Genomic DNA, 13,098 nt, shown 5'->3' with positions numbered 1-13,098 from the left:
TTAAGTAGACCCGTACAAAAATAAAAACTTTCATTTATTTTCATAATATTTACTTTTGCAATTTATACATCAAATATGGGCGGTAATTACAGATTTATCAATGTGTGATTTACAGGTAAACTATGCCTCCAGTTTTTTATCAAAATTAATCTCTTTATGAAACTTGTTTTAGCACCTATGGAAGGTGTCGTTGATTTTAAAATGCGCCAATTACTCACAGACATTGGTGGGTTCGATTTGTGCGTTACAGAGTTTGTAAGAGTGGTTGAAACATGCTTACCTGACAAAGTTTTTCATCGATTTTGCCCTGAACTACATAATAATGGATTTACACGAGCAGGTACTCCTGTGCGTGTTCAATTACTCGGTCAAGAAGCAAATCCGTTAGCCGAAAATGCAATAAGAGCAATCGCATTAGGGTCCCATGGGGTCGACCTAAATTTTGGTTGCCCAGCAAAAACAGTTAATCGTAGCCGAGGGGGGGCTGTACTGCTTAAAGACCCTGACCATATGTATACGATTATTAAAGCAGTCCGAGATGCTGTAGATGATGAACATGAAGTAAGTGCAAAAATTCGCTTAGGCTTTGATGATGACAGTAACAGCCAAGAAATTGTTGATGCTGTGGTAAGTGCAGGTGCAAATAGTGTAGCTATTCACGCCAGAACCAAACGAGATGGTTATAACCCGCCAGCTTATTGGGAAAAAATTCCACCAATAATAAAAGGTAAGAATATTGCCGTTGTTGCCAATGGTGAAATTTGGCAAGTAGAGGACGCAATGCTTTGTCAAAAACGAAGTGGGTGCACTGATTTAATGCTTGGTCGTGGCGCCCTTTCGCACCCTGATTTAGCAAAAAAAATTAAAGCTCATGTAAATAATGAGCAATATGATAGCCTTGAGTGGGAGCATATTATTTATCACTTAATTCACTCAGCTATTCATCAAGACCCCGCGAAGGATGAAAAATACTTTGCTTCGCGTACTAAACAATGGCTTGGTTATCTAAAACGCCAGTACCCGCAAGCTATCGATTTGTTTGACGAAATCAGACGTTTAAAAAGTAAAGAAGATGTGGCGAGCGTATTAAATAAATATGCCAAAGCACCTCAACTTGATTCAAATCATAACGACTAACTTAAAGACTCTAGATAATATCAGTATAACGTAAAGCCCATTTAATAAGGTTGTACTGATAATGCATCATCAAAAAAGACTTAACGATGAAATAGCACAAGTTAAATTAAATATATTAACCATGCTTTCTAAATCAGCTTACCCTGCACATCACCATTTAATACAAATTTTAGCTGATACAGCAAATAATGAATGGTTAGACTGCGCAGCAGAGAAGTTAGGCCCTGAGTATGCACTTTTAATCAGTCGCATGACCAAACTAGAAGCCGCACTAAGTCAAATAGAAATTGGCCAGTATGGCTACTGCTGTGATTGTGAAGAAAAAATATCAGCTAAGTCACTTGAACTAGACCCCGCAACTCAACGGTGTACAAAGTGCGCACAATAAGCGCACTTTCAAATCATTATATAATGTGTTGTATAAAGCTAAATGATTGCCCTGGGTAGAGAATTATATCTTCAACCAAGTACTGGGCCTCTTCTGGACTCATTTGTAGGCGCTTTATAAGGTTTACCTTTGCTTGAGGCAAAGTCCACGCATGGTAGTGAATACCTATATCTGATTCCATCATCGCAAGCATCAACGTTTTATCTTTATTAGACATATCCATAGCGCTCGCCATTGCAGGTAAGTCTTGATAGTTAGCCTGCCAATCTAAGCCTTCTATTAATTTTTCATCAGATAAATACTGAACTAAAAACGATTTTTGGTGAGAAGTTGGCAGCTTACTGTCGAATGCAACACGATCTAATACTTTTATTTTTTCGTTTAAAAGAGTAACCCATTCTAACGGTGAATGTACTTCGCCACTAAAGTAATTAAGTTTGCTCTGATACCACTGAGTGCCATTTGGCAGACCTCTTAGACCCACACTTCCTCTTGGCTTATAACTAGCTAAATAATCGCTAAAAGCTCTTATATGGCTTTTAAGCGCTGGTTGAACATCGTTACTTGCTATCGCACTTAATACATAGCTTTGTAACAGTGTAAGTTCAACCTTGTTCAGCTTTAAATTGCTTTGTTGAGCACTGTCTAGGGTATCTTGGGTTAACTTGAGCCAAGTAATAACATTATCCGGTGTGTTTTTTGAGCCTTCAAAAGCGAGCATGTTTTTTAACACATTTACTTGGGCCGGCCAATTAAAGTAGCGTTCAGGGAAACGCTCTGCAATTACCAAATAGTTTACTTGCGCAATTTGATTTAGATTAAGCTCCATACCCATTAGGCTCTGATAAATAGTATGGCGTTTTGTTAGGTAAGCATCAGAGAAAACCAATTGATCTTTTTCAATGTTATTGCCTTTAGTAGCACCTGTTTGTACAAGCGCCATGTTTAAAGCTTTTAAAGCGACTTGTGCGTCCTCAAACGACTCATAAGGTTGAGGCTGCTTTGAACATGCAGCTAAAAATAGGCACAGTAATGATGATAAAAATAGCTTCTTATACATAGTAGTTCCAATAAAAAAAGCCCCAGAGGGGCTTTTTATAAGTTGCTTAAGCTAATTAAAATTAAATTTTAACACCGTTGCGAGCGGCTTTATCTTTAATATATGTAGACCAACCTTTTGCAAACTTACGTGTGCGAGGGTCATCCATAGCTTTAGTAATTGCAGCATATGCTTGCTTATACTTACCTTGGTAGTAATACGCTTCAGCTAAATCTGAATAAATTGTGCCTTTTTTGTCAGAGCCAAGCTCTAATGCTTTGTTCAAGCGAACAATAGCAGCACTGAATTTTTCAGATTGTAAAAGTAATGAACCTGCTTTGCGGTAAAGCTCAGCGTCGTCATCAAATTTAGCAGCATCTTCGTAGTACTTAGCAGCTTTTTCTAAATCTTTAGAACGATGGTAATTACTCGCAATCGCGCTAACATTCTGCTTTGTACGTTCTACTTTTTCACTCTTAATGGCCTTTTCTAGCGTTACAGCTGCTTTATAAGGGATCTCATTTAGAGAGTAAAAGTTAGATAAGACTTTATATTCAACTTCATTTTCAAAGTAACCATTCTTGTATGCAACTTCCATAGTTGCTAGACCTTTAGAATAATCTTCAGTTTGTAGGTAATACTTACCTAAGCTAACCCAAGCTTTTTTATCATCAGGCCATACACGAACAATTTCTTCGCCAATTTTAACCATGTTTGCATAATCTTTAAGCTCAAAGTATGCGCCAAGTTTTAATTGGTAAGGGCCTTTGTTAGGCTCTTTTTGAAGTTTTATTGCCTTATCTGCTGGTTCAAAAACATCACGGTATTGCTCTAACTGATAGTTAGCTTGAGCAATACGTGTATAAACCGTAGGGTCCTCTTCACCGGTAAAGTCCATCCAAGCTACATATGCTTTTTTAGCTTCTTGGAACTTTTCTGTACCAGCGTATAAGTCACCTAACAACTTAAGAGTTTGTTCTTGATCAGCAAAGTTTAAAACATCAGGTGCAACGGCTTGCTTAGAGTACTTGATCGCTTCGTCATACTTTTCTTTTTGAGCGTACATGCTACCTAAGTAACGATTTACGGTCGCTTTATCAAAGTCATTCGAAGGCTCGATTTCTCTAAGCAAAACAATTGCTTCATCAACTTTTTCTTCGTTGTACAAATCAAATGCTTTAATTACTTTTTTACCAGTACGCTCGCCCATGATTTTAGTTTTTGCTTTTTTACGCTCTTCAATCTTTGCGTAATCCGGCGCTGCTAAAACAGATGCACTTAAAGTAGCACCCGACACAGACATAAGAATTGCAAGAGCAGTTACTTTAGAAAAATTTCTCATTACTCGCCTCCTTAGTTGCCTTGGTTAAGTTTAAAGTCTAATTGAACTTGTAAACCTGGTTGTTTCTGTGGTTTTCCGTCAATGATCTTAGGACGGTACTTCCACTTACGCAATGCACGTTTAGCTTCACGGTCAAAGATACGTTTCGGATCTGCGTCAATTACTTCAACGTCAGTTACTCCACCTAGCTCATCAATTGTGAATGAAAGTTGAACCCAACCTTCTTTACCATCACGTGCTGCTTGCGTTGGATATTTTGGTTCTATACGAACGATAGGTGTCGCATCACCATCTCGTCCAAACGCACCAGGACCACTTAGTCCACCTGCCGAACTACCAACATCAATGCTTCCCATATTAAATGACATAGCACCAGGATTTGGATTATTATTTTCCGGCTGTGGCGGCTGCGGTTTAGGCGGCTGCTTTGGCGGTGGCGGAGGAGGAGGCGGTACACGCTTCCTCTCCTGCACCTTAGATTCAGGCGGATTCGTCATTATTTCGACTATGATCTGCTCTTTTTGTTCCGTATTACGGTCAGCCCCACCAGAGATGAGGAATGCCATGAAGTAGAACAAGCCGAAAGTAACTGCCCCACCTGCAATCAGTGAAAACAGAAAACGAATCATTACTGATCTCCAGCTATTGAAATTCTCAGGTTATCACCCGTCGCTTTAATCTGGTCCATAACTTTAACCACTACGCCGTGTTTTGCTTCTTTATCAGCTTGCAAAATTACAACTTCAGTAGGTTGTTCTGCTAATAAACTTTCGATTTTTGCTGAAATACGTTCAACATCAACCTGCTGTTTATCAATCCAGATCTCGCCGTTACTACGAATAGCAATAAAAATGTTAGCATTTTTTTGCTTAGTAGCTTGAGCCGCTTTAGGTTTATTGACCTCGATACCAGCCTCTTTAACGAACGATGTAGTTACGATAAAGAAAATAAGCATGATAAATACGATGTCAAGCATTGGCGTCATATCAACCGCTGCTTCTTCTTCTTCACGAAAACGTTGTTTACGTGCCATATTTAATTCTCTCTCTAGTGATGAGGCATACTATCAATAAGTTTGGCTTTCACCATTTTAGCTTTTGTCTCAAGACGTGAGCTAAAAAATACTCCAGATAATGCCGCAACCATTCCAGCCATTGTTGGGATTGTTGCCATTGAAATACCTGATGCCATTAAACGTGCGTTACCCGTACCCTGGTTGGCCATGGTTTCAAAAACCGAGATCATACCAGTAACAGTACCAAGTAAGCCTATTAAAGGACAAACAGCTACTAATGTCTTAATCAACAACATACGCTGATCTAATTTTTCAGACGCTTCAGAAATCCATGCTTCACGGATTCTGTGTGCGTACCAAGACGTAGTGTCTTGGCGGGCATCCCACTTTGCTACAATTTCTTTCGCTGTGCGAGGAAATTCTGCAAGTAGGAACCAATAGCGCTCAATCATTAAAACCCACATAAGAAAGAGTGCTATCGCGACCACGTATAAAACCTGGCCGCCTGTGCCAACAAAATCCCTGATAGATTCCCATATCTCCATCAGGACTAGCATTAGGCTTTCTCCTTCTCCGCGTGAGTAGCAACGATACCCGCGCTTTGCTCATCAAGGATGTGTAATACCGACTTACTACGACCAGCTACAAGAGCATGAAGTAGAATTAGTGGTAATGCAGCAATTAGACCTAGCGCTGTAGTTACAAGTGCTAGAGAGATGTTACCTGCCATGATCTTCGGATCACCCGTACCGAACAATGTGATTGTTTGGAACGTTAAGATCATACCGATTACTGTACCTAGTAGACCTAGTAACGGTGCGATTGCAGCAAGAATCTTAATTATATTGATACCAGCTTCAATGCGTGGCGTTTCACGTAGAATCGCTTCATCAAGTTTAAGCTCAAGGTTTTCAACATCTTGGTTCTTGTTGTCATGGTACACTTTAAGAATACGACCCAGTGGGTTATTTGTATTCGGTGTAGCAACATTTTTAAGCTGGCTCTTAATCTTACTAGTAGTAAGTGTAAGGTCAACAAAGCGGATTAGAGTAATTAGCATACCTAGGCCAAGTAAAGCCGTGATGATATAACCAACTACGCCACCTTGATGGAAGTATTCCATAAGGGTCGCTTTTTGAGTGTTGATACGTAAGATAGCACCACGAGTCGGATCTATGTAAACACCAGCGTAGTTATCTGGTGATGTATTTTCTAGAGCCGTGATACCGTCTAAGATATAACCGTCTGGTTGCTTACCTAGAGGCTGGATAGACTTAGTCTCTGGTGAATAAATTAAGTAACCATCGTCTGTAACTAAGTTAAAGTTACCGATACGTGTTACTTTTTTCATTGTCGGGTTACCGTCAAGACCAGCAACTTCAGTTTCAAAAGTTGAAACTTTAGCTGATTCTGTCATTTCAGTTTGAAGTGAAATCCAAAGTTCTTCAAGTTCGCGAACTGTAGGAAGTTCTTTAGCAGCTGCTAACGAACGTAAGATTTCAGCACGACCTGGTTTTTCAGCACTAACTAGTGACGCTTCGATAGAACCGATAGCATCTTGAGCTGCACGACGTACAACACCAAACATCTCACCTAAAGTACCTTGGGCACTTTGAAGAGCTGCTTCTTTTTCAGCTAGCGTATTTTCGTTTTGTGCATATTGCTTAGCTAAGCTTTCACCACGAGACTTCTCAGAAGCAAGTTGGCTTTTAGCTTTGTTAAGTAATGCTTGCTTGTCAGCACGTTCTGATAAGAACTCTTGCTCACGTTGCTTATTGATTTTACCTTCAGAGATACGCTCTTGCTTTACTTGCTCAAGAATTTTATCTAGAGCTCCAGTATTTGCATGTGCATTAAGCGCGGTACCTGCAGAAACAGTTAGTACTGCTGCAACAGCAAAACCTTTAAATAGTTTCTTCATTATTGATTACTCCGCGCCAAAGATAGGTAGTTTAACAAGTTCTAATGTCGCTTGCTTACGCGCCATACGAATAACTTCTTTAACAGGTTTTAGGTATTCTTCGCCTAATTCTTTCCACTGTTTAGTGTTGTTATCCCACACCCAAGCATGTTTCAAGTCAAAAGACTGAGCAACGTAAGTGATACGACCTAACTGACCGATATCAACGTTAATGCTTTTACCATCAACTTCTAGAGTACCTTGTGAAGCAGATACAAGAGAGCTGTATGCTGTTTCAATAGTGTAAGCTTCAAGTACTTGACGGAATTTTTCAGACGTCGTTACAGACGCAGAAACCATGATCTCACGTAGTCTTTCTACACGTCCTAAACGCGTTTCAAGATTAAATGGAACGTCCGCTTTGATGAATTGCTCAAGCGTATCGATCATGCGATACATCAAAGGCACAACGTTTTGTTTAGTGTTATCAATAGTCGCGATTTGACGATCAAACGATTCAATTGAAGCGTTTTGGCTATCAACCAAGCGCGACACGTGATCGTTATACACTTTCATAAGTTCAGTCTCATCAACAACGCTACGGTACTCAGCGATTAGCTCCTGAGTTTGACCATATACATTGTCAATTTTAGTTTGAGACTTAACCGCAGCCTTTTGAATTTGTTGACCTGCTTTTTGCACGTCATTCAAAGGATCTGCAATCACATTGCTGCTTGCAAATGCAAATGCGCCAACCAACGCAGTTGCTACAAGACTCTTTCTGATTTTAACAGACATAGTTCCCAACCAATTAAGTAATGTTACTTTTATAATTTAATTATCCTCCGAGGAGAACAACCCTGATATCTTTTAATAGATATCAACCTTCCAATAATGCTAAATGCAATTAGCGCTGTCAACTTGATGTTTACTAATCTCAGTAAATAAATAGCTAAGTTAATGCTTAAACGAAAGTACCAGCCCACAACAGTTAACATTATTGCAACGAAGCTTTTTCTTAATATTTCTATTAAAGCCTTTTAAGGGGTGTATTTATTCGCATTGCACTGACATAAAACAACATTATTGCAACATTTAGCTAAAGCTGAATTCGCACTGAAAAAAAACTAAAAAAAATATAAATTGATATAACAAAAGTTATTTTTTACACGATTTTGTCGTGTTTTATCACCTCAATTACACTTCATCTGAAAAAACAAACCATTTGTCGCACAAAAAAACAACACTGGATAATATTTAATTTCGGATGCTCACGCTTTATATACGTTACTTTTAAAGCTATTTTAAAACGTGTTTTTCCATAAATAGTAATAATAAACTCAACAATGCATTTCTTTTATCAACATAAAAGCTTTTGATAATTAAACAGGTTGTATTTACCGTGTTAAAGTATTCTTTAATACTCTTTTAACGTTAAGGTTAATTCAGTAATTAAGTTAATCATGAAGAGTTACCCTACTTTATTAGTAATACACTATAAATTAAGCTTTACGTTCACATAATAAAGTAATAGAAGCACCTAGAAGCCCTTATCAATGAGTAGCCTTCGTCACACAGAGTAAGCTTGAAAGAGAATTTGCATGGATTGATATTGAGCATCAATCTTATTTAAGCTGGTATCAGGCCCATTGAATAAATTCTCATGAATGGTTTTTAAAAGTATTAGAGGAATGTTTTGTTCGTTAGATTATTAGTTGTTTAGCTTTGCAAAGATAGAATGTTTGAGTAGTTTTCAAGTTTAAAAAAAGGAGAATTTTAGGTATGAAATAAATAGATTTAAGGAAGGGGAATTATGGTGAAACAGAAACCTGCTTCACCAAGATGAACTAGAGTTCACATAATAAATTATGCTGCTTCTACGTTCTCAGCTTCAGGGCCTTTTTGACCTTGTTTGATGCTGAATGTCACTGCTTGACCTTCGCTAAGAGTGCGAAAACCAGAACCAGTGATTGCGCTGAAATGTACAAACACGTCAGGACCATTTTCTTGTTCAATGAAACCAAAGCCTTTAGCTTCGTTGAAAAACTTTACTTTACCAGTAACCGACATACTAAATTTTCCTGTAAGTCAATAATTAAAATTCAGCCATATTATTATGGCAATATCCTCCCTGAGTCAATGCTCAAAAATATGGAGGTACAGTACAGGAACAAGTAATAACCTAACCGGTAACCTTAAACGCAGCACAATATCCGTAAATTCAATACATAAAAACTCAAAGCAAGGTAAGATTAACACATTATATTTTTTTTCGCTCTATTAATTAGGAATTATTTATTAAAAATATAAATTTGTTTTAAATCGCCTTTAACTGACTAATTTACAAGCAAAAAACTATAAGTATTATTGTAATATTTATTGCTGTAAGCGAGATCAAAAGCCACCTACAACCACCCTGTCGTCGAATTACGCTTCAATAATATCAAAAGCACAAACAAAAAAGCCGCATTAAAAATTAAGCGGCTTTAGATTTAAATATATTATTGGTTATTCGACAGACCAATCCATTGTATTTTCAGCCTTTATAGGCACAACTTCAGAGTCGCCCAATGTATAACTTGCAGGTACTTTCCACGGCTTTCTTTGTAATGTAATTGTATCTGTATTACGCGGCAATTCGTAAAAATCAGGGCCAAAGTGGCTTGCAAACCCTTCAAGCATGTCCAAAGCTCCTGCATCCTCAAATGCTTCAGCATATAATTCAATAGCGGCATGAGCCGTGTATGCACCAGCACACCCACAAGCTGCTTCTTTTTTATCTTTATAATGTGGTGCAGAGTCAGTTCCTAAGAAGAATTTTTTATTTCCACTTATTGCTGCAGCCATTAATGCTTGCTGGTGAATGTTTCGCTTGAGAATTGGCAAACAGTAATAATGTGGGCGAATTCCACCCGCTAACATATGATTGCGGTTATAAAGCAAGTGATGCGCTGTAATTGTTGCCGCTACATTGCTAGGTGCATTAACTACAAACTCTACTGCATCTTTAGTCGTAATATGCTCGAGTACAATTTTAAGCTCAGGAAAGTCATTTACTACATCTCCTAAAATTGTATCCAAAAATACTTTTTCACGGTCAAAAATATCAATCGACGAATCTGTCACTTCCCCATGCACTAACAGCAACATGCCTACTTCTTGCATTGCTTTTAAAGCTGGATAAATATTTTTTACTGATGTAACACCCGAGTCAGAATTAGTGGTAGCGCCAGCAGGGTAAAGCTTAGCTGCTACTATTTTACCTGTCGCTTTAGCTTTTATTATTTCATCTGGTGTAGTTTTATCCGTGAGATACAAAACCATTAATGGCTCAAAGTTGCCTTGTGGATTTGCAGACATAATGCGTTCTCTGTACGACAATGCCGTATCTGTGCACGTTGCTGGCGGAACAAGGTTTGGCATAACAATAGCGCGGCCCATGTATCTGCTAATATCGCGTACAGTGTCTTTTAACTGGTCACCATCACGTAAATGTACATGCCAGTCATCAGGGCGAGTGATAGTAAGGGTTGTTACAGAGTTTGTATTATTACTTGTCATTACTTTGTTCCACGGCTGAATTTATCCGATCATAGGCATATGATGTTTTCGAGTAAAGATTTTATTAAAAATAAAGTTTTTATATGGATAAAATTACTGAGGTACTATCTAAAGCACAATGAGCAAATTCAATGTTATTAGCTTATTGTAATGATTTATGATTAATTAAAACTCGCTATATTAAAACTTTACAGTGTATGAAACCACTCATCGCTTTAATTTGTACAAAAACCCAAGATTAGGTTAACTTAACTGCGAATTTAAAAATAAAAAGAACAATATAAATTGCCTATGTCTTATAAAACCGATGCTACTAGAGCGCTTGAGATAAAAACTGATCAACTAAGTATCATTAATCAATTTTCATCTAGCCTATTGCAACTCGATACATTAGAAGAATTGTTTGAGTATGTTACAACGCACGTTGTAAATCGCTTAGGGTTTGTTGATTGTGTCATATATCTAGCTGACAATAATGCAAATACATTAAACCAAGTTGCATCGATGGGTATTGCTCACGCCCGTGATAAATATCAAGCCGAACGTAAAGTAATACGTTTTAGTGAAGGAATTACTGGGGCTGTAGCCACAACTGGTAAAGCCGTAGTTATCGATGATGTAACAAAAGATAGCCGTTATATCGCAGATGAGCGCCCTGCTCAATCAGAACTATGTGTTCCCCTTATATATAAAGAACAAGTTTTAGGTGTTATTGATTGTGAGCACCCAATCAAAGGTTATTTTACCAATGCACACCTTGAAATTCTTACAACAGTTGCTCACTTACTCAGCGCCAAGATTAACCAGGTTAATACAGTAAACAACTTACAAAAAACAGTTGAGCAACTCAACAATGCACAAAAATTAGAAAACAGCTTATTACAAATAGCTAACCTAACTTACAAAGCGAATGACCTAGATACATTTTTTAAAGCCTTGCATTCAATCATAAATAACTTACTTCGAGCCGATAACTTTTTTATCGCTCTATACGACAAAAAAGTAGATATACTTGACCTCGTTTACATAGTCGAAGAAGGCATAAACACTAAAACTCATCAAAAAATATCTAAAGAACAACTCAAAGATACCGCTTCATATTACCTTCTAAAAACAGAGCAAACCCTATTACTTAACAAAGATGCCTTTCAAAGTCATATAGATAACGGTGATTTTAAAATGGTAGGCAGACAATCAGAGTCTTGGTTGGGTGTTCCATTTAAAACAAGTGATCGTATAAGCGGGGTTATCGTTGTACAAAGCTACGATAAAACACTGCATTACAACGAACACGATAGTGCTCTTCTAACGTATGTAAGTCGTCAAATAAGTATGGCAATTGATAGGCAATTAGCCCGCCAAGAACTTGAGCACAAAGCATTACATGACGAGCTTACAGGCCTTGCTAACCGCTCACTACTTATTGAACGTATAAAACATGCTATTTTACGTTTAACGCGTGCTAAAAAGAGTACTAGCCATGCCCTGTTGTATCTAGACTTTGACCGTTTTAAAAGTATTAATGATTCGCTCGGGCATGAAGTTGGGGACCACTTCCTTATAAAAATATGCGACTTGATTAAAGGTACAGTACGAAGCACGGATACATTTGCACGTTTAGGTGGCGATGAATTTGCAATTTTTATGGAAAACATCACGCATAAAAACCAAGTTAATGAAGCTTTGAACCGCATTAAAAACGCATTATCAAAACCTTTAAATATAGATAACCACTTACTCCAAGCATCAACGAGTATTGGGGTTGCCTATACAGATAACGTAAACGACAAAGCTTATATATTACTGCAACAAGCCGATGCCGCTATGTATGAAGCTAAGTCAACCGGACGTGGTCAGGTAAAGTTTTTTAATAACACGATGCGTAAAAAACTTAAAACCCATGCCGATATAGAAAACGACTTACAACACGGTATAGAACACAACGAGTTTGAACTCTATTTTCAGCCAATTTTCACAATTAATACCAGTGAAGTTATCGGCTTTGAAGCACTTGTTCGTTGGCACCACCCTACAAAAGGGTTTGTACCCCCTAATGACTTTATACCGATAGCTGAAACTACAGGGCAAATTATAAATCTTGATTTACATTTACTTGATTTGGCGGCCCAGCATATTTCAAATTGGCACCAACAAGGCCATCGCTTTTTAAAAGTCACCGTTAACGTATCGTCACGACACTTTGCAAGCCTCGATTTTGTAGCGCAAATACATTCCATTTATAATAAGTACCAATTACCTCTAGGTTCTTTATGCTTAGAAATTACCGAATCTGGCTTAATAGAAAATCTAGAACTCGCCACTCAAATAATTGAAGGTCTCTCACCTTTAAAAGTAAAATTATGTCTTGATGATTTTGGAACAGGTTATTCAGCACTAGGCTACTTGCACCAACTGCCTATTCATATTTTAAAAATAGATAAAAGCTTTATTGACCATCTACAGGATTCTACTAACCCACTTGTTGAAGCCATTTTATCACTTGCGCAATCATTAAAACTTGAAGTTGTAGCTGAAGGAATAGAAACAGTTGAGCAATTAACTATTTTGCAATCCACCGCGTGCGACTATGGCCAAGGCTTTTTAAAATCAAAACCTGTTACTGCCAAAGAAGCCATATTACTAATTAATAAACCCTTATAAAAAGAGCCAGCGAGTAGGTCGCTGGCTTAGGTATTACGCATATACTCTCGCATTG

12 protein-coding genes are annotated in these 13,098 nt (G+C 37.8%); 3 read left to right on the top strand and 9 right to left on the bottom strand.

All coding sequences use genetic code 11. The annotated features are described in order from the left end of the window. Positions 1-156: 156 nt before the first annotated feature. Positions 157-1,137 carry a tRNA-dihydrouridine synthase gene (locus tag H5122_RS01480; protein WP_165742767.1) on the top strand — a complete coding sequence of 327 codons (981 nt, stop codon included), beginning with the start codon at positions 157-159 and terminating at the stop codon, positions 1,135-1,137. A gap of 61 nt (positions 1,138-1,198) precedes the next feature. Then, positions 1,199-1,525: a hypothetical protein gene (locus tag H5122_RS01475; RefSeq protein ID WP_024603666.1), complete on the top strand. Its 327-nt coding sequence runs from the start codon at positions 1,199-1,201 to the stop codon at positions 1,523-1,525. 16 nt (positions 1,526-1,541) lie between these two features. On the opposite strand, the gene H5122_RS01470 is transcribed toward H5122_RS01475, so the two are convergent. From H5122_RS01470 to pyrC, 9 genes are all read right to left on the bottom strand, one after another. Then, complete coding sequence (locus H5122_RS01470) at positions 1,542-2,585, bottom strand: hypothetical protein (protein WP_182682139.1); 1,044 nt, start codon at positions 2,583-2,585, stop codon at positions 1,542-1,544. Between the two features lie 61 nt (positions 2,586-2,646). Beyond that, complete coding sequence (locus H5122_RS01465) at positions 2,647-3,906, bottom strand: lipopolysaccharide assembly protein LapB (RefSeq protein WP_002961712.1); 1,260 nt, start codon at positions 3,904-3,906, stop codon at positions 2,647-2,649. Between the two features lie 11 nt (positions 3,907-3,917). After that, a complete protein-coding gene (locus H5122_RS01460) occupies positions 3,918-4,535 on the bottom strand; it encodes an energy transducer TonB (protein ID WP_007583869.1) in 618 nt (205 codons plus the stop codon). Continuing rightward, positions 4,535-4,939 (bottom strand): biopolymer transporter ExbD, encoded by a 405-nt coding sequence (locus tag H5122_RS01455; RefSeq protein ID WP_002961710.1) that lies wholly within the window; start codon positions 4,937-4,939, stop codon positions 4,535-4,537. Before H5122_RS01455 ends, H5122_RS01460 begins: the two co-directional genes overlap by 1 nt. A gap of 14 nt (positions 4,940-4,953) precedes the next feature. Then, on the bottom strand, positions 4,954-5,478 hold the full coding sequence (locus H5122_RS01450; protein WP_002961709.1) for a MotA/TolQ/ExbB proton channel family protein: 525 nt from the start codon (positions 5,476-5,478) through the stop codon (positions 4,954-4,956). After that, positions 5,478-6,842 carry a MotA/TolQ/ExbB proton channel family protein gene (locus H5122_RS01445; RefSeq protein ID WP_182682138.1) on the bottom strand — a complete coding sequence of 455 codons (1,365 nt, stop codon included), beginning with the start codon at positions 6,840-6,842 and terminating at the stop codon, positions 5,478-5,480. Before H5122_RS01445 ends, H5122_RS01450 begins: the two co-directional genes overlap by 1 nt. A 6-nt stretch (positions 6,843-6,848) precedes the next feature. Continuing rightward, positions 6,849-7,619, bottom strand: coding sequence for a DUF3450 domain-containing protein (locus H5122_RS01440; RefSeq protein ID WP_024590812.1), 771 nt, complete (start codon positions 7,617-7,619; stop codon positions 6,849-6,851). A gap of 1,068 nt (positions 7,620-8,687) precedes the next feature. Next, on the bottom strand, positions 8,688-8,891 hold the full coding sequence (locus H5122_RS01435) for a cold-shock protein (RefSeq protein ID WP_002961702.1): 204 nt from the start codon (positions 8,889-8,891) through the stop codon (positions 8,688-8,690). A 438-nt stretch (positions 8,892-9,329) separates the two neighbouring features. Next, on the bottom strand, positions 9,330-10,382 hold the full coding sequence (pyrC, locus tag H5122_RS01430; protein ID WP_182673530.1) for a dihydroorotase: 1,053 nt from the start codon (positions 10,380-10,382) through the stop codon (positions 9,330-9,332). Positions 10,383-10,673: 291 nt separating this feature from the next. Here pyrC and H5122_RS01425 point away from each other — a divergent pair, with 291 nt between their 5' ends. Further along, a complete protein-coding gene (locus H5122_RS01425; RefSeq protein WP_182682137.1) occupies positions 10,674-13,043 on the top strand; it encodes an EAL domain-containing protein in 2,370 nt (789 codons plus the stop codon). The last annotated feature ends 55 nt before the right edge of the window (positions 13,044-13,098 follow it).

It is taken from the genome of Pseudoalteromonas sp. SG43-8, assembly GCF_014164245.1.
Taxonomy (GTDB): domain Bacteria; phylum Pseudomonadota; class Gammaproteobacteria; order Enterobacterales; family Alteromonadaceae; genus Pseudoalteromonas; species Pseudoalteromonas distincta.
Note: the sequence above shows the minus strand (reverse complement) of the source record. Positions and strands in the feature narration are given on the sequence as shown.

Coding starts and splice junctions, on each gene's coding strand:
- H5122_RS01460 (WP_007583869.1), bottom strand. CDS start 4,535: ATGATTCGTTTTCTGTTTTCACTGATTGCAGGTGGGGCAGTTACTTTC.
- H5122_RS01440 (WP_024590812.1), bottom strand. CDS start 7,619: ATGTCTGTTAAAATCAGAAAGAGTCTTGTAGCAACTGCGTTGGTTGGC.
- H5122_RS01470 (WP_182682139.1), bottom strand. CDS start 2,585: ATGTATAAGAAGCTATTTTTATCATCATTACTGTGCCTATTTTTAGCT.
- H5122_RS01435 (WP_002961702.1), bottom strand. CDS start 8,891: ATGTCGGTTACTGGTAAAGTAAAGTTTTTCAACGAAGCTAAAGGCTTT.
- H5122_RS01465 (WP_002961712.1), bottom strand. CDS start 3,906: ATGAGAAATTTTTCTAAAGTAACTGCTCTTGCAATTCTTATGTCTGTG.
- H5122_RS01445 (WP_182682138.1), bottom strand. CDS start 6,842: ATGAAGAAACTATTTAAAGGTTTTGCTGTTGCAGCAGTACTAACTGTT.
- H5122_RS01450 (WP_002961709.1), bottom strand. CDS start 5,478: ATGCTAGTCCTGATGGAGATATGGGAATCTATCAGGGATTTTGTTGGC.
- H5122_RS01425 (WP_182682137.1), top strand. CDS start 10,674: ATGTCTTATAAAACCGATGCTACTAGAGCGCTTGAGATAAAAACTGAT.
- H5122_RS01480 (WP_165742767.1), top strand. CDS start 157: ATGAAACTTGTTTTAGCACCTATGGAAGGTGTCGTTGATTTTAAAATG.
- H5122_RS01455 (WP_002961710.1), bottom strand. CDS start 4,939: ATGGCACGTAAACAACGTTTTCGTGAAGAAGAAGAAGCAGCGGTTGAT.
- H5122_RS01475 (WP_024603666.1), top strand. CDS start 1,199: ATGCATCATCAAAAAAGACTTAACGATGAAATAGCACAAGTTAAATTA.
- pyrC (WP_182673530.1), bottom strand. CDS start 10,382: ATGACAAGTAATAATACAAACTCTGTAACAACCCTTACTATCACTCGC.